Below are 22,128 nucleotides of genomic sequence, written 5' to 3'. Positions count from 1 at the left end.
TTTTATGTTTAACAGTATACATATATCACTGTTTTTTTAGTCATAATTGATAAAATTTGTTCAGGGGACGCTCTTCCTGTTGAGCTATGGGATCTTTAAAAGGGAAAGTATAAGCGATTATGAGAGTAATGTATGAAGGGATAATGATGAGAAGCGAATTTAGTAGAAAGTAGTCTTTGGATGTAGAGGTTATATTATTTCCGATACCAATCCAAAGGGCCTTCATCACTCAAATCAACAAGAAAAGGGAACAAGAAGTGTAAAGGTAAGCTTATAAGTTCTGGCATAGCGTTCACTGTTTTCTTTGATAGATATTGCCTCCCAAAACAATACGGACAATCTTTTTCAAATGCCACGAGTATTGACCATACATCTTTTACTTTCCACTTCGTTTTACAATACGTACAACGCGCCATTGAGTTCCTCCTTAGTTTAAGGTGTTTTCTAATATATTCTACTTTATTGTACGAAAGTCATTTGAATTTGATGTGGTAAAATGCAAAACAAGCCTAACCTCGTTCTACATTCAGGGAGGGGTTAAGCTTGTTTTAATTCCGTTCAATGTCTCTTTGTATCAGGCTGTTTATACATTGCCTAGATAGCTTCGTGTTAAATTCGGGAGAATAATTTTTCCATCTTTACTGTATTTTTCGAATAGCTCTGATAGGAGAAAAATAAAGTTTTTATACTGTTCGTCATTTTCTTTCGGAGCATAAGATGCTGATAAATTCCTTCCCAAAAACCCTTCATAATCAAAAAGTAAATCATTTTGATATTCTTTAAAATCATACTTTCCATCTTTAAAAAAGTTGTTAAATACTTCTGGAGTTTCATCTATTCCACCGCTAAGCCTTTAAAGTTTGGACAGGTTTTCTGGCAAATTTCTGCATTCTCTTTAATAAGTGGACTAGTTAAATCTCTACTATTCCAAACAAGTGCAACATTTGCTTTTTGTTTTAAAATTCGTTGGCATTCGATTTTGAAAGCCTCTTTATCAAACCAATGAAATGCTTGGGCAACAGTTACTAAATCTACACTATTTTCTTTTAAAGTGGTATTTTCAGCAGTTGCTTTTATGGATTGAAAACGAGAATATAGTTTTAATGATTGCTCAGCCATCTTTCTCATATCATCATTTGGCTCAACTCCAATAACATGTAAACCACTTTCAAGCAGCTGGTGGCTAAATATCCCCGTACCTGAACCAATATCAGCCACAATCCGATTCCCTTTCAGTTGGTTAGCTGAAAGCAAGTAATCAATATATTCATTAGGATAACTAGGGCGATATTTTGCATATATATCGGCCCTGTCAGTAAAATTTTCTGTTGTTTTCACAGTACTACCTTCTTTCTTACGATATGATGTACAGAAATAGAAATTAAATATGAATTCAGGCATCAGTCTTTAAGTCTACAACTTAAGAATCCAGCTAAATAGAGGGCCTCAGTTTCTTTATTCAAATATCCTTTATCCGTTTAGTATACTATTTTAGATAATATCTTCCAAAAGACTAGAATGGCTTACTCAATTATGTTTTAAAGTGTATATTTTTATGGATTTATTTAATAATTTATGAGCGATTGTATGTCGTATTACGTTTACGTAGGTAAGAGATTTTTATTTTTGCTATTTAAATTGGCCAATATATCCTTTTTACAATTTACTGAAAATCATGTATAACAGAGATACATGATTATTTTATCTCGCTATTTGCGGGCAGTAAGATCCCTTACCTCGAAATTCAGCAAAAGTAAAGAAGTTAGGTTCGGGTCGGAATGCCCGTAAAAGTCCGATTCGTGAGGGTTGATGAAAGTTTCACTTTATAAATATTCAGAAGTAGAGGGAGAAAAGTTGTAATGGTAAGAAAAACGTTCAAGATGCGCGTGTCTAAAAATAGAACGATTTCGATTAATGGATCGATTCTTGATGTGGATGTTACACATGATGAATTTTTACAAGAGTTTGTTGAGTGGGTTGATTCTAAAGGTTGGTCGTTTATGGGAATAACAGATGAGATTACGCCCGAGGAAGCTAGTCAAAAGTTAATAGATTCGTTGATTGATGAGAAGGATAAGAAAGAGTAATTCCTTCTTATTTTTATTGTATATTTATGTTCTTTATCGTAAAAGTATGATATAGTAAAAAATAGTGAAATTTCTTCCAATATAATACAAATTACATATGATTGGTAGATTTATTATTTTGTTAAGGAGTAAATGGAAAAGGGAGAGTCATATGGTAAATTTTAAGAAAATTTTGGTTTTTATTACAGTTATTTGTTCGTTTTTTTTGACGCCCATAACATTGCGTGCTGAGACGAATATTGGAGTAAATCCAGAACAAGTTGCACCACCACCTGCGGAAGGACCGAATGTTTTTAGTCAGTTTGCAACGACAATTGATGCGAAAACAGGAGATGTTTTGTATGATAAAAACGCATATCACCGAGCATATCCTGCTAGTACGACGAAGGTGTTAACAGCGATTTTACTCATGGAGCATACAAAGCCAGAGGATCAATTTACATTTTCACAATTAGCATTAGATCAAGAGAAGAGTAATTATCAAATTGAGTTTCAACCTGGAGAGACAATTAATAGAAATACTGCGCTTATGATTTTAATGGTGCTGAGTGCGAATGATGTGTCGTATGCGATTGCGGAGCGGATTGGCGGGAGTGTTGAGAATTTCGCTAATATGATGAATGAGAAAGCGAAGCAATTAGGAGCGAAAGATAGCCACTTTGTAACACCGAATGGATTGCATGATCCGAACCATTATACGACGCCGTATGATATGGCTATGATTACGAAGGGTGTGCAAAAGTATCCTGAAATTTTACAAGCGATGAATACGAAAAGAACGACAGTTACGACGTCTAGGCAGACGGTGTCTATTTTTAATAAATCTAATTTTTTTGAAAATCCATATAGCATTGGCGGTAAGACAGGGTTTACGAATGAAGCACGTAATACACTTGTTTTATTAAATGAGAAAGATGGAAATCGTATTATAAGCGTAGTAATGGCTTCTCAAAGACCTGAAATTTATGAAGATTTGAAGCAGATGGCGGAATATTCTTTCGGTCAATTTACGAAGCAAATGGTGCTTGATAAACATAATTGGCATCAAAAAACAACATATTTAAATAAAGATGTTAATTCTGAGTTGGAACAAAGTGCGGAGCTTATGCTTAAGAAAGATGAAGGGAAAAATGTGAAAACGATTTTCCGGGCGGCTTCATTAGATAAAGAATCTTTATATCATAAAGGAATACATCGTGGTGAGGTAGTTGGTGCAGTTGATATTACGAAAAATAATCAAACAATTGCGACGGTAAATGTTCTTTCAACAGAAGATGTCACTTTTACGATGCCTAAAAAAGATACAACTATGCCTGAAGTAAAAGACTCAAATGTGAAAGTAATAAGTGTTGGGATAGGTGCGATTATATTATTTGGAGCAATTTTATATGTAGTGTTGCGCCGAAATACAAAAGGAATGAAATCAGAAGGTAAATAAATTACTAATAAAAAGACTGTGTAAAATTTTGGCGCAGTCTTTTTTCTATATTTTAAATAACTAATAATTGTAAATTTTCTTATTGCAATAACTTAAAGTTCGTTATATCATTTACTTGTGTTCTTGTTAAAGAACAAAGTGGATATTGCATACTTCAAATAATATAAAACAACGGAGAGGGAGAGAGACGATGAAATTAATATGGAAGATAATTAGCAACGCGATCTCATTTGTTTTATTTGCATTGATGGTTTTTTTAGCTTTTGTAGTTATTTCTTCAAAAGCAAGCGGTGGTGATCCGACAGTGATGGGATATCAATTTAAGAGCGTTCTTTCAGGATCAATGGAGCCGACGTTTTTAACAGGATCAATCATTGCAATAGAACCAAACAAAGATGGTTCTAAATATCAAAAAGGTGATGTTATTACCTTTAAAGAGAAAGATCAAAAAATTATCACTCACCGTATTATCGGTGTGAAAGATACAAATGGAAAAGTAATGTATGAAACAAAAGGGGATAACAACAACGGACCAGATTTAGAGCCAGTACTTGCAGAAAATGTAGTTGGAAAGTATGCAGATATTACAGTTCCGTATGTTGGTTATTTACTGAATTATGCGAATTCAAAAGCGGGAGCAGCATTGCTTCTTATTATTCCAGGAGTCTTTTTGCTTGGTTATTCCGCTATTTCTATTTTTGGTGCTATTCGTAGCATTGACGGAGAAAAGAAAGATAAAAAAGTAGAACAATCCGTCTAGTTCGTTTGGTTATACTTTCCGTTTAGGAAGTTAACAAATATATATTAAGGGGATATGGACATGACTTTAAAGAAAAAATTAGGAATGGGTATTACATCAGCAGTATTAGGAGCAGCTTTAGTTGGTGGAGGAACATTTGCATTTTTCAGTGATAAAGAAGTGTCAAACAATACATTTGCGGCTGGAACACTGGATTTAGCATTAAATCCATCAACAGTTGTTAACGTATCGAATTTAAAACCTGGGGATACAATTGAAAAAGAATTTAAACTAGAAAATAAAGGTTCTTTAGATATTAAAAAGGTTCTACTGAAAACAGATTATAATGTAGAAGATGTAAAGAAAGATAATAAAGATGATTTTGGTAAACATATTAAAGTAACATTCTTAAAAAATGTAGATAAGCATGAGACAATTGTGAAACAAACTACTTTAGATAAATTAAAAGGTGACACACTTACAGCTGTAGATAATGATTTATCGGCTTGGTTCTGGGATGAAAAAGGTATTTCAGCAGGTAAATCTGATAAATTCAAAGTGAAATTTGAGTTCGTTGATAATGGAAAAGATCAAAATCAATTCCAAGGCGATAAGTTACAATTAAATTGGACGTTTGATGCACAACAAACAGCAGGTGAAGAAAGATAATAATAAAAAGGGCTATCACATGGATAGCCCTTTTTCTATTTTTCTAGTATTTGTCTATCAATTTTAATAGTTCTTTACTATAATATAGATAATGTTCTGTATAAAGAACGTAATGTTCGATGGGAGAGATTAAGATGCTGAAAAGACCGCGTAATTTTAAAAAGATGCTTATATTGCCGTGTATGTGTTCTATTACGTTTTATTTAGGATCTCAAATTATGACGCATACAGAAGCGGCGTTCATTCATGAAACGAAAGTAGAAGCGACGCTTTCTACAGCAATTATATTTCCGAAAACAGTTAATACGTTAAAAGAGCAATCTGAGAAACATAAACAGTTTATTGAGCGTGAGTATGGAACGATGAAGGGGAAATTGAAAGCAACTTCTATTGAAGAAATAAAACAGGCGATTTCTGTATGGCAACAAGGGCGTGAGAAAATTGTTGCTGAGAAGGAAGCTCTGCAAAATGTATATACTGAAATAGAAGCTCCTTACAATCAAATACAAGAAGAATTAAAGGTAAATAAAGATGAGTCGATGCAGCAAGTGTCCATATATGTAAATGAAGGCTTTCGCAGTATCAAAGAGAAGCGTGACTATATTGAGAAAGAAATTAGCTTGAAAGCTATTGATGAGCAAATTCAGGCTCTTCAGCAACAATTAAACGTTGCAATTGAAGCGGAAGGACAAAAGAAAGTAGAAGAACAAAAGAAAGCAGAGGAACAGAAGAAAGTAGAAGAACAAAAGAAAGCCGAAGAACAAAAGAAAGTAGAAGAACAAAAGAAAGCCGAAGAACAAAAGAAAGTAGAAGAACAGAAGAAAGCCGAAGAACAGAAGGAAGTAGAAGAACAGAAGAAAGTAGAAGAACAGAAAAAAGTAGAAGAGCAAAAGAAAGTGGAAGAACAGAAAAAGCTAGAAGAGCAGAAGAAAGCGGAGTAACTGCTTTAGTGAAACAGCCAGAAAACAAGAATGTGGTGTAAGAGAGAGTGAACGAATAAGCAAGACTAGTAATATTTATACGAGTGTGAGGGAACGTTAGCCCTCACCTCTTTGTTTTTCTTTTTTCTTATAGTATTAAGTGATTTGAGTGTGAAAAAAGTTATAAATTATCAATATTTTTTCCGAAAAGTCTAAAAAATATTGAGAAATAAAAATAACTGAAAATATTAATAAATATGTGTTGTGTTTATATAGAGTTGTTCGTTATAATGAACGTAAGGTTTTTAAAAAAGAACACATATTAGCTAAGCTAATACAGTTTTCTTTACATCTCTTATTGAAAAATAAGTGATAAAAATATAAAAAAAAAGCTAGGGGGAATTGATTGTGAGTCTGAAAAAGAAATTAGGTATGGGAGTTGCATCAGCAGCATTGGGGTTAGCTTTAATTGGTGGAGGAACATTTGCATTCTTTAGCGATAAAGAAGTATCAAACAATACATTTGCAGCTGGGACGTTAGACCTTACATTAAACCCTAAGACGCTTGTAGATATTAAAGATTTAAAACCAGGGGATTCTGTTAAGAAAGAGTTCTTATTACAAAACAGCGGTTCGTTAACTATTAAAGATGTTAAATTAGCAACAAAGTATACTGTTAAAGATGCAAAAGGTGATAATGCTGGTGAAGACTTTGGTAAGCACGTTAAAGTAAAATTCCTTTGGAACTGGGATAAACAAAGTGAGCCTGTATATGAAACAACTTTAGCAGACTTACAAAAAGTTGATCCAGATCTTTTAGCTAAAGATATCTTTGCTCCTGAGTGGGGAGAAAAGGGTGGATTAGCAGCTGGTACAGAGGATTATCTATGGGTACAATTTGAATTCGTAGATGATGGAAAAGACCAAAATATCTTCCAAGGTGATACATTGAATTTAGAATGGACATTCAATGCTAACCAAGAAGCTGGGGAAGAAAAATAATAAAAAAGCGGGTATTCCCGCTTTTTTTTATAAAGAAAAAGAAGTGCTGGTTGTAAGCACTTCTTTCTATTGTTATTTTTGATTTTGCTTCCACTTTGTAAATTCAAGAAATTCACGAAATTGTTCTTTGGAGACACCAGAGTTCATTGCATCTTTAACGAGTTGTGTCCATTCGGAGTCTAGGTTAGTTTTCTTTGTTGTTTCATCATGAAGTAAAGTATCAACTGGAATTTGTAGAACTGCTGCGATCTTTTCAAGAAACTGAATGGAAGGGTTTTTTTGTAAATTTCGTTCTATAGAACTAATGTAAGATTTAGCAACGCCAGCTTTTTCGGCAAGTTCAGTTAATGAAATCCCTTTTTGTAAACGAAGGCGTTTTATACGTTCTCCAATCATATTTGCGCACCTTTCTATCAATATGTAGTTGTCTTATGATGTCATTATTATAACATAAACTTCGTTAAAAAGAACAAACCTATTGAGCCTGACTGGATGGCTTCATACGTTGGAAAAATTGCTCGATGTCTTGCATGGCGATACCAGCATCTAGAGCTTCAAGTATTAAATCAATCCATTCTTGATCCAGTGCGTCTGTCTTATCTTTGTACAAATGTAATTCCTCCCTAATTATCGGTCATAATTGCTGCTACAGAATACATGATAATGCAATCGGATTTTGTGTTTTATATAGTGAATTATCAAATATTGTGTAGATGAAACAAAGATAAAATCCCCATTAAACTCCCTCTATGGAAATTATAAATTGTTCGATAAAAACTTTCAATATTTTCAGAAAACATTGTTGAATTGTGATATATTCGTATGCTAACTATGAAATTTTTACAAATATATTAAAAATATTACATAATATGACTAAATATTGAAAAAATATTGAATTTTTAATAAAATTCAATTTGTAATACATATTATTTATTAGGGGAGGAAATAAGGGATGAACAAGAAACCGTTCAAAGTTTTGTCATCAATCGCTTTAACAGCTGTATTAGGCCTTTCATTCGGAGCTGGCACTCAATCTGCATATGCTGAAACGCCTGCGAATAAAACAGCTACGAGCCCAGTTGATGATCACTTAATTCCGGAAGAACGTTTAGCAGATGCGCTAAAAAAACGTGGGGTAATTGATTCGTCAGCTTCAGAGAAAGAAACAAAGAAAGCTGTCGAAAAGTATGTAGAGAACAAAAAGGGTGAAAATCCTGGGAAAGAAGTACCAAATGGGGATCAACTTACAAAAGAAGCATCTGACTTTTTAAAGAAAGTGAAAGATGCGAAAGCAGACACGAAAGAAAAATTAGATAACCCTGCAACAGGAACACCTGCAGCGACAGGACCAGTTAAAGGCGGATTAAATGGTAAAGTACCAACATCTCCAGCAAAGCAAAAAGCGTATAACGGTGATGTGCGTAAAGATAAAGTACTCGTTTTACTTGTAGAGTACGCTGACTTTAAACATAACAATATCGATAAAGAGCCTGGTTATATGTATTCGGAAGACTTTAACAAAGAACACTATGAAAAAATGCTATTCGGTGACGAGCCGTTTACATTAGATGATGGAAGTAAAATTGAAACGTTTAAACAATATTACGAAGAGCAATCTGGTGGTAGTTACACAGTGGACGGAACAGTTACAAAATGGTTAACAGTTCCTGGTAAAGCTGCTGATTACGGTGCAGATGCTGCTAGCGGCGGTCATGATAATAAAGGACCAAAAGGCCCACGTGATTTAGTAAAAGATGCATTAAAAGCAGCTGTAGATAGCGGTCTTGATCTATCAGAGTTTGATCAATTTGATCAATATGATGTAAATGGTGATGGAAATAAAAATCAACCGGATGGTTTAATTGATCACTTAATGATTATTCATGCAGGTGTTGGACAAGAAGCAGGTGGTGGTAAATTAGGTGATGATGCAATTTGGTCACATCGCTGGACAGTTGGACCAAAACCATTCGCAATTGAAGGTACACAAGCGAAAGTTCCATATTGGGGTGGAAAGATGGCAGCGTTCGACTACACAATTGAACCAGAAGATGGAGCAGTTGGTGTATTCGCGCATGAATATGGTCATGATTTAGGTTTACCAGATGAGTATGATACACAATATAGCGGTGCTGGTGAGCCAATTCAAGCTTGGTCTATCATGAGTGGCGGAAGCTGGGCTGGTAAAATTGCAGGTACAACACCAACGAGCTTATCACCACAAAATAAAGAGTTTTTCCAAAAAACAATCGGTGGTAACTGGGCAAATATCGTAGAAGTAGATTACGAGAAATTAAATAAAGGTATCGGCCTAGCAACATATTTAGACCAAAGTGTTACGAAATCTAACCGTCCAGGTATGATTCGTGTTAACTTACCAGACAAAGATATAAAAACAATTGAGCCGGCATTCGGAAAACAGTATTACTACAGCACAAAAGGTGATGATCTTCATACGAAGATGGAAACACCACTGTTCGATTTAACAAATGCAACGACTGCAAAATTTGACTTCAAATCATTATATGAAATTGAAGCAGAGTATGATTTCCTTGAAGTACACGCTGTAACGGAAGATGGTCAACAAACGTTAATTGAAAGACTTGGTGAGAAAGCAAATAGTGGAAATGCAGATTCGACAAATGGAAAATGGATTGACAAATCATATGATTTAAGCCAGTTCAAAGGTAAGAAAGTAAAATTAACATTTGATTACATTACTGATGGTGGTTTAGCATTAAATGGTTTCTTACTTGATAATGCTTCATTAACAGTAGATGATAAAGTAGTATTCTCTGATGGCGCAGAAGGTACGCCACAATTCAAATTAGATGGTTTTGCTGTTTCTAACGGAACAGAGAAGAAAAGCCATAACTACTATGTTGAGTGGAGAAACTATGCTGGTTCAGATAACGCGTTAAAATTTGCACGTGGTCCAGTATATAACGCTGGTATGGTTGTATGGTATGCAGATTCAGCTTACACAGATAACTGGGTAGGTGTACATCCAGGACACGGTTTCCTAGGTGTAGTTGATTCTCATCCAGAAGCAATTGTAGGAACTTTAAATGGTAAACCGACAGTGGAAAGTAGTACGCGATTCCAAATCGCAGATGCGGCGTTCTCATTCGATAAAACGCCAGCTTGGAAAGTTGTATCTCCAACGCGTGGAACGTATACGTATGATGGTTTAGCAGGTGTACCGAAGTTTGATGATTCTAAAACGTATATTAATCAACAGATTCCAGATGCAGGACGTATTTTACCGAAGCTTGGTCTGAAGTTTGAAGTAGTAGGACAAGCTGATGATAATTCTGCAGGTGCTGTTCGTTTATATCGTTAATACTGTAAAACTACCGAGAGATTTTCTTTCGGTAGTTTTTTTGTGAGCAATGAATTTTATATAGTTGAAAAAGTCATATATAATGTAACTTTAAGAATAGAAATTTGTTATATATGAAGTCTATATAAATAATGAAAGAATTGGATAAAAATAGTGGGAGAAGGTGAGTGAATGAGTATTTCCTCTATTGTAAGTAGGCAAAAGGAATATTTTTTAAAAGGGCATACGAGAAGCATCGAAATGCGAAAGAATAATTTGAAGAAGCTTTATGAAGGCATTCAGCATTTTGAAGAAGAAATATTTCAGGCATTGAAATTAGATTTAAATAAGTCAGTTCACGAGTCGTTTACAACGGAAGTTGGATATGTATTAAAAGAAATTTCCTTTCAATTGAAACATATGTCATCGTGGAGTAAACCGAAACGAGTTCGAACAGCACTTACTCATTTTGGATCAAAAGGAAAAGTAGTGCCAGAACCGTATGGTGTGACACTTATTATTGCACCGTGGAACTATCCTTTTCAATTAGCAATTGCACCACTTGTAGGAGCACTGGCAGCTGGAAATACAATCGTTTTAAAGCCGTCAGAGTTAACACCAAGCGTTTCAAAAGTGCTTAAGAGGATGTTAGATGAATTATTCCCAGAAGAGCTTGTAGCGGTAGTAGAAGGTGGCGTTGAAGAGAGTACATCTTTGCTGAGGGAACCATTTGATTATATTTTCTTTACTGGTAGTGTTGGCGTTGGAAAAGTTGTAATGGAAGCAGCAGCGAAACAGTTGACGCCGCTCACTTTAGAACTTGGCGGGAAAAGTCCTTGTATTGTACATAAAGATGCAAAGATAGAGATGACAGCAAGAAGAATTGTTTGGGGTAAGTTTTTAAATGCAGGGCAGACGTGTGTAGCGCCTGATTATATGTATGTGCATTCTTCCGTGAAAGAAAAGCTAATTGAGGCACTGCGACATGAAATTATAGAGCAGTATAGTAAAGAACCTTTGCAAAATGAAAATTATGTGCGTATTGTAAGTGAGCGTCATTTTGAAAGATTATGTGGATTTTTACAAGATGGTCAAGTCGTAATTGGTGGAAACTATAAGAAAGATACATTACATATTGAACCGACAGTACTAGCGGATATTACATGGAAAGATACTGTTATGGAAGATGAAATTTTTGGTCCGATTTTACCAATCATAGAGTACGACAACATAGAAGATGTAATTGGCACAATCCAGCAACATCCGAAGCCGTTAGCGTTATATGTATTTTCTGAAGATAAAGAAGTACAAAAGAAAGTGACGAGTAATATTTCATATGGTGGAGGCTGTATTAATGATGTTGTCTATCATCTTGCCACGCCATATTTACCTTTTGGGGGTGTTGGAAGTAGTGGATTAGGGGGTTATCATGGGAAAGAAAGTTTTCGGACTTTTTCACATTATAAAAGCATTTTAGCCCAATCTACAGCATTCGACATGAAAATTCGTTACTCTTCTACAAAAAGTGCTTTAAAATTCATACGAAAGTTGTTAAAATGATGATGGTGTTTATCAGTAGGCGTAGCCGTATGATAATAGCCCCTTCGCAATGGAAGGGGTTTTTCTGTTCGACGTTATGTATCATGCGAAAATGAATCAAACATACTACATAAAGAATAGAAACGAACGCTTGTTAAATAACCATTTTTGTTTGGATCGAAACAAAAAATAGTCTATAGAACATAAATATTTATTCATGAATATAAAAATTTAAAATTTAAGGTAGATAGGACGGGAAAATGAAAAAGATTATTAAAGTTGAAGCAGTTGAAAAACATTTTGGAAATCAAGTGATTATCCCACCTCTTTCTTTAGATATTAAAGAGGGAGAGTTTTTAACAATTTTAGGGCCGAGTGGCTGCGGGAAAACGACTTTACTTCGTATGATCGCAGGATTTGAAACTCCAACTAAAGGGAATCTTTTATTAGATGATGAAAGAATTAACGATTTGCCGCCATATAAACGTCATATGAACCTAGTGTTCCAACATTACGCACTATTCCCACATATGACAGTAGAGAAGAATATTTGTTTTGGTATGAAAATGCAGAAAGTATCAGCAGCAGAGCAGAAAGAGCGTGCTGAAGAGGCAATGCGTTTAACGCAGTTACTTGAGTTCCGTAATCGTAAACCTGCGAAGCTTTCTGGTGGACAACAGCAGCGTGTTGCAATTGCAAGAGCGATTGTAAATAATCCGCGTGTATTACTATTAGATGAGCCACTTGGAGCGCTTGACTTTAAGTTACGAAAAGACTTGCAACGTGAATTGAAAAACTTACAACGTAATTTAGGAATTACGTTCATATACGTAACGCACGATCAAGAAGAAGCAATGAGCATGAGCGATCGTATTGTCGTTATGAATAAAGGACATATCGAACAAATCGGAACGCCGAAAGAAATTTATAATAAGCCGAAAACATTGTTCGTTGCGACATTCATCGGTGAAAATAATATTGTGAAGAACGGGGAAGGCTATGTAGCAATTCGCCCTGAAAATGTAAAAGTACGTTCGGTTGAAGAACCAATTTTAAAAGAATACCATCTTGGACATATTGAAGATATTGAGTTTGTCGGAAATATGGAGAAGCTTTATGTACGTGATGAGAAAACATCAGAATTACTAATGGCATATCAAACTGCTGAAGAGGCAGCGCAGTGGAGCATTGGAGATAATGTATATGTAGGCTGGGAGCAAGAGGACGAGGTGACCTTAAATTGAAAAAAGGGAAATTACTCGCACTACCTACAGTCGCGTGGCTGTTAATTTTCTTCCTAATCCCGCTCGTATTCGTATTAGGATTCGCCTTCATGCAGCGCGGAGCTTACGGGACAGTAGAAATGCAATTTACGCTGGAGAATATATCCCGTGTATTTGATCCATTGTACTTAGGAACGTTATGGGAAACTGTTAAAATCGCAGTTATTACGACAGTAATATGTTTATTAATTGGTTATCCGTTTGCTTATACAATTACAATTGTTGACCGCAAATACCGCTCTATTCTTTTATTATTGGCAACGATCCCGTTTTGGATTAACTTTCTTGTTCGTTCATACGCATGGATTGTTATTTTACGTTCACAAGGTCTTGTGAATACGTTGTTATTAAAGCTTGGCATTATTAGTGAACCGTTAAATTTATTATATAATACTCCTTCTGTAATACTCGGAATGGTCTATTCTTTATTACCATTTATGATTTTACCAGTGTATGCAGCAATTGAGCAGCTGGATAAGCGTAAGCTAGAAGCGGCTTATGATTTAGGAGCAACACCAATAAAGGCATTTTGGAATATAACAGTGCCGATGACGATGTCAGGAATTGCGACTGGTTCTATTTTAGTATTCGTTTCTTCTATCGGAATGTTTGTTGTATCAGACGTGATGGGCGGATCGAAAGTAGCATTAATCGGAAACGTTATTCAAAATCAATTCTTAGGTGCACGTGACTGGCCGTTTGGATCTGCGTTATCGATTATCGTTGTTCTATTCTCTGTTCTGTTAATTTACTTATATTATCGTGCAACGAAAGTATATAAATATAATGAGAACGGAGGGGAATAGGCAAAGATGAAGAAGTTTTTAGTTTCTTATTCTTGGTTAATTTTGTTATTCTTGTATTTTCCAATGATGGTTTTAATGGTCTATTCTTTCAACGACTCTCGCATTAATGCGGAGTGGGAAGGTTTTACATTCCATTGGTATACAGATTTATTTCAAAAACAAGATGTTATTGATGCATTTGTAAATAGTATTACGATTGCAGTTATAACAACGATTGTGACAACGGTACTTGGTGTATTCTTTGCAATTGCTTTACATCGTTATAAATATCGTTTCCAAGGGGCTATTAATGGCCTTGTATATTTACCAATTTTAATTCCTGATATTTTAATGGGATTATCTTTACTAATTCTTTTCAGTCAGTTAGGAATGGAACTTGGACAAACAACGATTATTATTGCACATATTACATTTAGCATTTCGTTTGTTGTTGTTATTTTAGCTGCGCGTCTTTCAAGTATGGGACGTGACTTAGAAGAAGCTGCAAATGATTTAGGAGCAACACCTTGGCAAACGTTTCGTTATGTAACGTTCCCAGCAATTGCACCGGGAGTTATTTCAGCAGCATTATTAACATTCACATTATCAATTGATGATTTTGTAATTAGTTTCTTCGTATCAGGACCAGGATCAACAACATTGCCACTATACATTTACAGTATGGTTAAGCGCGGAGTATCACCAGAAATTAATGCTCTTTCTACAATTTTAATTGTGGCTATCGTAGGATTAATGGTTCTATCTGAAATCTTCCGGAACAAAGGTGCAGATGGTGAAGAAAACTCTGGAGGACACCTTCCTTTATAATACGAACGATATAGAAAGTACAAGGGGGTAATAAACAGATGAAATTAATGAAAAGAATAGCTGGCGTAGCAATTAGCTTTAGCCTTGTTGCTGGTGTGCTTGCTGGTTGTGGTGAAAAGAAAGAAGAATTAAATATTTATAGCTGGGCTGACAATTTTGATGAGCAGGTGCTAAAAGATTTTGAAAAGAAATATAATGTGAAAATTAACTATGACAAGTACGCAAGTAATGAAGAAATGCTTGCGAAATTACAAGCTGGTGGCGCAAAGTATGACTTAATCCAGCCGTCTGATTACATGGTTAAAACAATGGCGAAAATGGACTTATTAGCACCGTTAGATAAAAAGAATATCCCGAATATCGAAAACATGGTTTCTAATTTTAAAACACCTGCGTTTGATCCAGAGAATAAATATTCTTTAGTGTACACTTGGGGTGTAACAGGGATTGCATACAATAAAAAGTATGTGAAAGAAGCACCTACAAGCTGGGCTGACTTATGGAATGAGAAATATAAAGGACATGTAACGTTACTAAACGATTCTCGTGAAGTATTAGGAATGGGTCTTAAGAAGCACGGGTTCTCAAACAGTACGAAAGACGATGCACAATTAAAGACAGCAGCAGATGATTTAAAGAAGCTGCTTCCAAACTTGTTAGCGTTTGATACAGATAACATTAAACAAAAATTCATTACAGAAGATGCTTGGATCGGAACAGTTTGGTCTGGAGATGCAGCATTTATCGCAAAAGATAATAAAGATGTAGAATATGTTGTACCAAAAGAAGGCGGCACAATTTGGGCTGATACGTTAGCAATTCCAAAAGGTGCAAAACATAAAGAGCTTGCTGAGAAATTTATGAACTACTTACTAGATGAAAAAGTAAGTGTGAAAAACTACGAATCAATTGGTTACAGTAATCCAAATGAAAAAGCTCATCCTCTTCATAGTAAAGAATACCGTGATAATCACATGATTTTCTTAACGAAAGAAGAGTTAGATCGTACAGAATGGCTTGTTGATGTGGACGATAAGTTAAAAGACTATGATCGTTACTGGACAGAGCTAAAAACAAAAGGTAAATAAGTAAGGAAATGCGGTTTCTAAAGTAGAAATCGCATTTTTTCATAGTAGGAGGAAATCGTTTGAAGAAGAAGTTACATCAGTATGAGCTAATGTGTATCGGTTTGTTATTTGCTGTATTTGGTATTGTTGCTTGGCGCGTACATGCAGGTGGCGTTACAGTGATGGATACATATGTCCGTGGATTAGTAAGAGGGCTGCAAACGGAAAGTTCTCTTACATTTTTCTCGTACTTTACAAAATTGGGATCAGCAATTGGGATAGTCGCTACGCTCGTTATAAGTTTGCTTGTTTTTTGGAAGAAGCGTTATTATGCTGCGATGATTGTATATCCAATGGGAATTTTAATAACACATCTTGTGAATAAAGGGATAAAAGAGATTGTAAAGAGAGAACGTCCGTCATTAAATGAAGCGCTAGATGCACTTGGATATAGTTTTCCTAGTGGACATGCAATGTTATCGATTATGACATTTGGATTTCTTACTTATATCATTGCTGCTAATTTGAAAAGCGTAGCTGGCAAATGTGCCACAACGATTTTGATGGGTATAGTAATTGTATCGATTGGATTAAGTAGAGTCATTTTAAATGTACATTACCCAACTGATATTTTAGCTGGTTACTGCGTAGGTGGTATTTTGTTAATTATGGCGATTTACTACCATCGTTTACTTACTGAGAGATTAGGGCTTAATAAAGAGAGATAGAAAGAAAGACGTCTGGAAAAACTATCATTATAGTTTTCCAGACGTTTTTTGTTTATATCAAGATGTGATACAGTATAAGTGACAATTGAATCATGTAAAGTAGGTGAAAATGTGTGAAGACAAATGTACATAAAGTTGATAAGTGGGGGAAGTTAGGAGCCTTTTTGTATCAGTTCCGTTATACAGTAATTGTAGCGTTACTGTTGCTCGCAATCGCACTTGGGATTTTTGCTCCAAAGCTACCGGGAGTATTAGGTGGTGATGGTTTCCAAACGGAAGGCGACTATCAAAAAACGAAAGAAATTTTAGATAAAGATTTTAAGAAGTCTCAAGATACGCTTCTGCTCGTTTTTGAGAAAAATAAAGATGCTTCGCATGAGGAATTTAAAAAGCGAATAGATGAAATTGTAAAGAATGTTCAAGAGAAAGAGAACTATGAATCTTTCCATCACCCAATCCAAAATAAAGAAATGCTACAAGATGACATCGGTTATGCGACAATTTTATTTTCCGGGAAAACAAATAAAGAAAGAATGGAAAAGACATTACAATTTGCTGATGAGATTGAGAAAGAAAGTAATGTAGCATTAAAAGTAACACCTACAGGATTTCCGAAAATTAATCAAGAGATTAATGAAAGAACGCAAAATGATTTAAAAGTAGCAGAAATGATTGGATTACCAATTGCGTTTCTTGTATTACTATTTTCGTTTGGTAGTCTTTTGGCATCAATTTTACCGATTTTGAATGGGGCGCTTAGTGTTATTAGTACGATGGGGATATTGTATTTCATCGGTGTTGATAAAGAACTATCTATTTTCGTGTTAAACGTTGCACCGATGATTGGACTTGCATTATCTATTGATTTTGCGCTATTATTTGTGAACCGTTTTCGAGAGGAAGTTGCTAAACGAACGGTAAAAGAAGCGATAGCAATTACATATCAAACGGCAGGACGTGCGATTGTATTTTCAGGATTATGCGTATTTGTTGGGTTATCCGGTTTGTTTTTCTTTAAGATAGATTATATTCAATCTGTCGCGATTAGCGGAATGATTGTTGTCATTATGAGTATTTTATTCTCACTCACACTTCTTCCAGCACTATTATCGTTAATCGGTAAAAGAATATTAAAAAAGAATCAAGTAGCACATACGCCGGCAAAAGCATGGCGTAAATTTGCAAAATTTGTGATGAAACATCCAATTGCAATGATTATTGTTGTTACAACATTTATTGTTATTTGCTTATTACCGTTACGTACAGCTAATTTGCAGTTCCCTGGTGTTGAAGCTTTACCTGAAAAGAGTGATACAAGGATTGCATATGAAAAGTATGAAGAAGTATTTAATGAAACTGTCAAAACACACGCTGATGTTACGTTAGTTGTAGAGACGAAAAAAGATATGAAAGAAAAAGAAAGTCTACAAAAGATAGAAGAAGTCGTTCAAAAGTTAAAAGATGATAAGAAAGTACATGAAGTAAGAAGTTTATACGACGGGTTAACTGGAATGAAAGCAGATCAAGTTGTTGGAATGTTGCAGTCGCCAGAATCAGCGAAACTAACTCCTGTATTTGAAGCATACACGCAAGGGAATAAGACGACGATAGAAATCTTTTTGAAAACAAAACCACGTACAGAGACTGCAAAACAGTGGGTGCGTGACTTTAAAAAGAACTATAAAGAAACGGATGTTACTTATTATCTAGGCGGAATGACGACGTTTCAACAAGAATTAGAAGATGAAATTAAAGATAAAGTAGTAATTGGTATGTCTGTTATATTTGGATCGACCTTTGTTATATTATTATTTGCATTCCGATCTATACTCATTCCAATTAAGGCAATTGTTATGAATATACTTAGTTTAAGTGCAACTATTGGAATTGTTGTTTGGTTATTTGAAGGTGGTCATTTCGGTTTAGAAGCGAGTCCGGTTCTGTTTGTCTTACCAATCTTCATTTTTGGCCTCGTATTTGGGCTTAGTATGGATTATGAAGTATTTCTTATTTCACGTATTCATGAGCTCTATGAAGAAACAGGAGATAACGATCAAGCAACGTTAGAAGGGCTCGTTTCAACAAGTAGAATTATTACATCAGCTGCTTTAATAATGATTGTTGTAACTGGTGCATTCGCATTTACTGATATTTTACCAGTAAAGCAGATGGGTCTTGGCGTTGCATTAGCAATATTTCTTGATGCAACAATTATTCGTCTTATGCTCGTACCAAGCTTAATGAAGTTATTTGGAGACTGGAACTGGTGGTTACCATTTCGAAAAAAACGAGAAAAATCATTGTAAAAAATGCTCATCATATTGATGAGCATTTTTTATGAATAGCAAAGCCTACATTTTGCAAATAGTATGTGATAAGAACATTACATAATAAGTAGGTGAAGGCAATGTTTCGTTATTTTAAGTTTAAGTTAAATGATACAGTACAGTTTGCCGAGAACGATGGGCATATGTATCGCATTGTCGGTTATCGGTTAGAAAAAGGATTTTATCCAAAAGATGAATGGACTCATATCATTTATGAACTACTTAGAGAATTTGACGGGTATACGATGGATGCAGAAGAGGAAGAACTTGTAAAGGTCGTTCAAGTAGAGGATGAGTATTACAAAATACAAGAAGTATCAGGTTATCGCTATCCAGTAAAAATGAAACAAAAACAACAAGTAATGAAAATAGAAAAGATGGACGATTTATTAGATGCTTACAATGACTATAAAAGGTTGGCGGATTTCTTTAAAGATTTATCGTATGAACAAAAAGCTGAAGAAGTATTGTTAGAAATGAAAAGACTTAGAGCTTGAGGGGCAGTCTATTATAAGACTGTCCTCTATTTTTGACAGTGCATCCAAGCATGTTTTCCGTTACAATGAGAGAATCAATAGAAATAAGGTGATAAACAGTATGGAAACAAAGAAAAAGGGCGAATGGTGTGAAATTACTGTTCCAGCTAAATGGAATGGTATAAGTATTGAATCGGTATTAAAAGTAGAATGGGAAATACCGAAAAAGCTATTACATCAGCTTCGTATGGAAAAAGGTGTTACGGTTAACGGGGAACAAAGAAGATGGAATGAGCTTTTAAAAGAGAACGATAAGTTACAAGTCCATATGTTTGCGGAGGAAGAGTACGGTGTAGATCCAGAATATGGCGAATTACATGTAGTATACGAAGATGATCACGTACTCATCGTAAATAAACCAGAGCAAATGGACACACACCCTGCTGAAAAAGGTGGAACCGGGACGCTTGCAAATCTTGTTGCTTTTCATTTTCAAATGCAAGGTTTAGAGACGAAGGTGCGTCATATTCATCGTTTAGATAAAGATACGACAGGTGGTGTCGTGTTTGCTAAGCATAGAATTGCTGGTGCAATTATGGATCGTCTATTAATGGAAAGAAAAATTAAAAGGACGTACGCAGCGCTCGTTGAAGGGAAAGTAAAGAAGAAACAAGGAAAGATTGATGCTGCTATTGGAAGGGATCGCCATCATGCTACAAGGCGTCGTATTTCTCCAAAAGGTGACCAAGCTATCACATATTATAAAGTAGAAAAGTATTTTAAGAAGCAAAACACGACTTTCGTAACATTACAATTAGAAACGGGTAGAACACATCAAATTCGTGTTCATATGAGTCATAATGGTAATCCACTAGTTGGGGATGTATTATATGGTGGACAAACAAAATATATGTCCAGTCAAGCATTGCATGCAATGAAGATAAATTTCTTGCATCCAATTACGAAAGAAGCGATTGAAGTTGATGTGCCGTTTCCTACAAAGTTAAATAATAAAATAAAAGAATTTCAAAAAGAAAATGCGTAAAGTATAAGTTTTAACTTGAAAAAAGTAGATTTTTGCAGGGATTTCTCTAAAAGAAGCGAAGCCGTTAAGAGAAAAGAGAGGTGAGAATCGCTTGATCAAATATAAGTATGTACTTGGAATATTTTTCGCTTGTCTTTTACTTACACTATGTTTTTATCCCTATTTACCAAATCGTATGGCAGTACATTGGAATGTAAATGGTGAGCCAAACGAGTTTATGAGTAAACAAATTGTTGTAGCATTTATTCCCTGTTTTATTATTTTTTCATATGGATTTTTGTATATTATTTCACATAATATATTTAAGTTTAATGAAAGAGAGCATGGTATTATAGGCGGATTTATAAAGAAAATTACATTATTTATATTGTTTATTCATATGCTTATCCTCTTTATTAATTTTGGGGATTTGATATCCTTTCAAACAGGATTAACGATTGGGATTAGTATGTTTCTTTTTATGCTGAGTAAAGAATTTAAGAAAATAAAAGGCAAAGAAAAAGAAAAAGACCCAATTAAATTACAAAAAATTCGTTTAGTGAGTAGACGGATTTTTCAAGTGATGGCATGTGGCATATTGTTTTCATTGTTTTTGAACTTAGAGTGGGGATTTTATGTATTGCTTAGTGTAGTAAGCTGTGGATCTATGTTGTTTATGTTATATATTTTCTATTCATACATAATAGAAAGCTATGAAACTTAAAAAAGAGCCTTCTCATTATGAGAAGACTCTTTTAATCTATTTACTTCGTAATAAATTGTTGTGTCCAGTAGTTGCCGCTTTCTACATAACCAACACCGATGTGAGTGAAGCCGTTATTTAAGATGTTTGCACGGTGTCCAGCGCTGTTCATCCAAGCTTGTACTACTTCTTCAGGTGTACGTTGGCCTTGAGCGATGTTTTCACCTGCAGATGTATAAGAAATGCCAAATTTCTTCATCATGTCAAACGGAGACCCGTATGTAGGGCTGTTATGATCAAAGTAGTTGTTTTTTTGCATATCTTCAGACTTAATACGTGCTACTTTGCTTAATTCAGTATCGATTTTTAGTGCTGGTAAGCCTTGTTTTGCACGCTCAGCGTTTGTTAATTCAACAACACGTTGTTCAAACTCGCTTAAAGATTTTGCTTCTTCAGCAGGCTTTTGCTCAGCTGGTTTTTGTTCAGCAGGTTTTTGAGTATTGTTGTTTTCAGCAGGCTTTTGAGCTTCTGGTTTTTGAACTTCTTCAGCAGGCTTTTGCTCGGCAGGTTTTTGCTCAACTGGCTTTTGAGTTTCTGGCTTAGCTGTTGGTTGCTCAGTTACAACATTTTCAGTAGGTTGTTGACCAGGAATGAAGCAGTTTGGTTGGAAGTTTCCTTGTTGCCATTGTGCTAATGATTCAACTCCCATAGATTGTAAGAATGCTTGTAATTCTTGTTGGCTCATTTGTTTCATCATTACTTTTGAATGCTGAATATTTTGAACCTTTACGTTAGATGGTTGTACTGTTGCAGCTTGTGCATCTAAAGAAGATACTCCTAAAGTAAGAGCTGTTGCAGCAGCTACAGATAATAAAACACGCTTTTTCATGATGTGTGTCCCCCTATATAAAGTTTTAATTTGTTTTCACACGATTTGTTTTTGACAGCCTGTCTGACTGACAAATTCATCGTAGCATACAATTTGCGAGAAAAAAGATGGAAAAAAATTCATAGACTTTAAAATTACCTAATTTATCCTAAGAGAAGAAGGGAGCAAAAATAAGAGAAATATAGAGTATAAAAGGAATTTATAGTGTTTTTATACTTGGTTTTAAGAGGGGGTTTTTGGATAAAGTTACCTAAATAGAAAATGAAGAATCCTATTGTATCAATGGTTTGAACGATTTTTTG

The 22,128-nt window shown here is 35.0% G+C and carries 21 protein-coding genes and 1 pseudogene; 17 read left to right on the top strand and 5 right to left on the bottom strand.

All coding sequences use genetic code 11. The features are described 5' to 3' along the window. Nucleotides 1–194: 194 nt before the first annotated feature. Nucleotides 195–416 carry a hypothetical protein gene (locus tag ACTFSL_RS02820; protein WP_000090217.1) on the bottom strand — a complete coding sequence of 74 codons (222 nt, stop codon included), beginning with the start codon at nucleotides 414–416 and terminating at the stop codon, nucleotides 195–197. A 167-nt stretch (nucleotides 417–583) separates the two neighbouring features. Next, nucleotides 584–1,338 (bottom strand): annotated as a pseudogene (locus ACTFSL_RS02815) (class I SAM-dependent methyltransferase). A gap of 521 nt (nucleotides 1,339–1,859) precedes the next feature. On the opposite strand from ACTFSL_RS02815, the gene ACTFSL_RS02810 reads away from it, so the two are divergent. The 6 genes from ACTFSL_RS02810 (at nucleotide 1,860) to calY (ending at nucleotide 6,855) form a co-directional block, all read left to right on the top strand. Then, nucleotides 1,860–2,087 carry a hypothetical protein gene (locus ACTFSL_RS02810; RefSeq protein WP_000251856.1) on the top strand — a complete coding sequence of 76 codons (228 nt, stop codon included), beginning with the start codon at nucleotides 1,860–1,862 and terminating at the stop codon, nucleotides 2,085–2,087. Between the two features lie 151 nt (nucleotides 2,088–2,238). After that, nucleotides 2,239–3,525 (top strand): D-alanyl-D-alanine carboxypeptidase family protein, encoded by a 1,287-nt coding sequence (locus ACTFSL_RS02805; protein ID WP_000247031.1) that lies wholly within the window; start codon nucleotides 2,239–2,241, stop codon nucleotides 3,523–3,525. 190 nt (nucleotides 3,526–3,715) lie between these two features. Continuing rightward, nucleotides 3,716–4,285, top strand: a complete 570-nt coding sequence (gene sipW, locus ACTFSL_RS02800) for a signal peptidase I SipW (RefSeq protein ID WP_000767792.1) — start codon at nucleotides 3,716–3,718, stop codon at nucleotides 4,283–4,285. A gap of 60 nt (nucleotides 4,286–4,345) precedes the next feature. Continuing rightward, on the top strand, nucleotides 4,346–4,933 hold the full coding sequence (locus ACTFSL_RS02795; RefSeq protein WP_000172852.1) for a CalY family protein: 588 nt from the start codon (nucleotides 4,346–4,348) through the stop codon (nucleotides 4,931–4,933). A 134-nt stretch (nucleotides 4,934–5,067) separates the two neighbouring features. After that, the gene (locus ACTFSL_RS02790; RefSeq protein ID WP_440041125.1) at nucleotides 5,068–5,874 is read left to right on the top strand and encodes a DUF4047 domain-containing protein; all 807 of its coding nucleotides are present in this window, start codon (nucleotides 5,068–5,070) and stop codon (nucleotides 5,872–5,874) included. Nucleotides 5,875–6,261: 387 nt separating this feature from the next. Then, nucleotides 6,262–6,855 (top strand): biofilm matrix protein CalY, encoded by a 594-nt coding sequence (gene calY / locus ACTFSL_RS02785; RefSeq protein ID WP_000053713.1) that lies wholly within the window; start codon nucleotides 6,262–6,264, stop codon nucleotides 6,853–6,855. 72 nt (nucleotides 6,856–6,927) lie between these two features. Here calY and ACTFSL_RS02780 read toward each other — a convergent pair whose 3' ends face one another. Further along, the gene (locus ACTFSL_RS02780; protein ID WP_440041124.1) at nucleotides 6,928–7,251 is read right to left on the bottom strand and encodes a helix-turn-helix domain-containing protein; all 324 of its coding nucleotides are present in this window, start codon (nucleotides 7,249–7,251) and stop codon (nucleotides 6,928–6,930) included. A 79-nt stretch (nucleotides 7,252–7,330) separates the two neighbouring features. Further along, a complete protein-coding gene (locus ACTFSL_RS02775) occupies nucleotides 7,331–7,465 on the bottom strand; it encodes an anti-repressor SinI family protein (protein ID WP_000276219.1) in 135 nt (44 codons plus the stop codon). 342 nt (nucleotides 7,466–7,807) lie between these two features. On the opposite strand from ACTFSL_RS02775, the gene inhA1 reads away from it, so the two are divergent. From inhA1 to ACTFSL_RS02720, 11 genes are all read left to right on the top strand, one after another. After that, a complete protein-coding gene (gene inhA1, locus ACTFSL_RS02770) occupies nucleotides 7,808–10,198 on the top strand; it encodes a M6 family metalloprotease immune inhibitor InhA1 (protein WP_440041122.1) in 2,391 nt (796 codons plus the stop codon). A gap of 171 nt (nucleotides 10,199–10,369) precedes the next feature. Then, entirely contained in the window at nucleotides 10,370–11,737 is a 1,368-nt protein-coding gene (locus ACTFSL_RS02765) for an aldehyde dehydrogenase (protein ID WP_000028375.1), read from the top strand. 239 nt (nucleotides 11,738–11,976) lie between these two features. After that, on the top strand, nucleotides 11,977–12,960 hold the full coding sequence (potA, locus tag ACTFSL_RS02760; protein WP_000720333.1) for a spermidine/putrescine ABC transporter ATP-binding protein PotA: 984 nt from the start codon (nucleotides 11,977–11,979) through the stop codon (nucleotides 12,958–12,960). After that, nucleotides 12,957–13,805, top strand: a complete 849-nt coding sequence (gene potB, locus ACTFSL_RS02755) for a spermidine/putrescine ABC transporter permease PotB (RefSeq protein WP_000715500.1) — start codon at nucleotides 12,957–12,959, stop codon at nucleotides 13,803–13,805. The genes potA and potB overlap by 4 nt, the downstream gene beginning before the upstream one ends. A gap of 6 nt (nucleotides 13,806–13,811) precedes the next feature. Then, entirely contained in the window at nucleotides 13,812–14,612 is an 801-nt protein-coding gene (gene potC / locus ACTFSL_RS02750; protein WP_440041121.1) for a spermidine/putrescine ABC transporter permease PotC, read from the top strand. Nucleotides 14,613–14,650: 38 nt separating this feature from the next. Beyond that, the gene (potD, locus tag ACTFSL_RS02745) at nucleotides 14,651–15,700 is read left to right on the top strand and encodes a spermidine/putrescine ABC transporter substrate-binding protein PotD (protein WP_000772493.1); all 1,050 of its coding nucleotides are present in this window, start codon (nucleotides 14,651–14,653) and stop codon (nucleotides 15,698–15,700) included. A gap of 59 nt (nucleotides 15,701–15,759) precedes the next feature. Then, nucleotides 15,760–16,407, top strand: coding sequence for a phosphatase PAP2 family protein (locus ACTFSL_RS02740; RefSeq protein ID WP_000727782.1), 648 nt, complete (start codon nucleotides 15,760–15,762; stop codon nucleotides 16,405–16,407). A gap of 113 nt (nucleotides 16,408–16,520) precedes the next feature. Further along, a complete protein-coding gene (locus ACTFSL_RS02735) occupies nucleotides 16,521–18,713 on the top strand; it encodes an MMPL family transporter (RefSeq protein WP_078420616.1) in 2,193 nt (730 codons plus the stop codon). 101 nt (nucleotides 18,714–18,814) lie between these two features. Beyond that, complete coding sequence (locus ACTFSL_RS02730; protein ID WP_000490301.1) at nucleotides 18,815–19,231, top strand: hypothetical protein; 417 nt, start codon at nucleotides 18,815–18,817, stop codon at nucleotides 19,229–19,231. A 100-nt stretch (nucleotides 19,232–19,331) separates the two neighbouring features. After that, complete coding sequence (locus tag ACTFSL_RS02725) at nucleotides 19,332–20,255, top strand: RluA family pseudouridine synthase (protein WP_000448348.1); 924 nt, start codon at nucleotides 19,332–19,334, stop codon at nucleotides 20,253–20,255. A 91-nt stretch (nucleotides 20,256–20,346) separates the two neighbouring features. Next, the gene (locus tag ACTFSL_RS02720) at nucleotides 20,347–20,958 is read left to right on the top strand and encodes a DUF1648 domain-containing protein (RefSeq protein ID WP_078384965.1); all 612 of its coding nucleotides are present in this window, start codon (nucleotides 20,347–20,349) and stop codon (nucleotides 20,956–20,958) included. Between the two features lie 40 nt (nucleotides 20,959–20,998). Here the strand turns inward: ACTFSL_RS02720 and ACTFSL_RS02715 are convergent, their stop codons facing one another. Then, nucleotides 20,999–21,826 (bottom strand): CAP domain-containing protein, encoded by an 828-nt coding sequence (locus ACTFSL_RS02715; protein ID WP_000747596.1) that lies wholly within the window; start codon nucleotides 21,824–21,826, stop codon nucleotides 20,999–21,001. Between the last annotated feature and the right edge of the window lie 302 nt (nucleotides 21,827–22,128).

Origin of the sequence: Bacillus cereus group sp. MYBK108-1, from assembly GCF_051917185.1 — a bacterium.
GTDB lineage: Bacteria > Bacillota > Bacilli > Bacillales > Bacillaceae_G > Bacillus_A > Bacillus_A cereus.
This window is presented reverse-complemented; position numbering and strand designations above follow the sequence as displayed.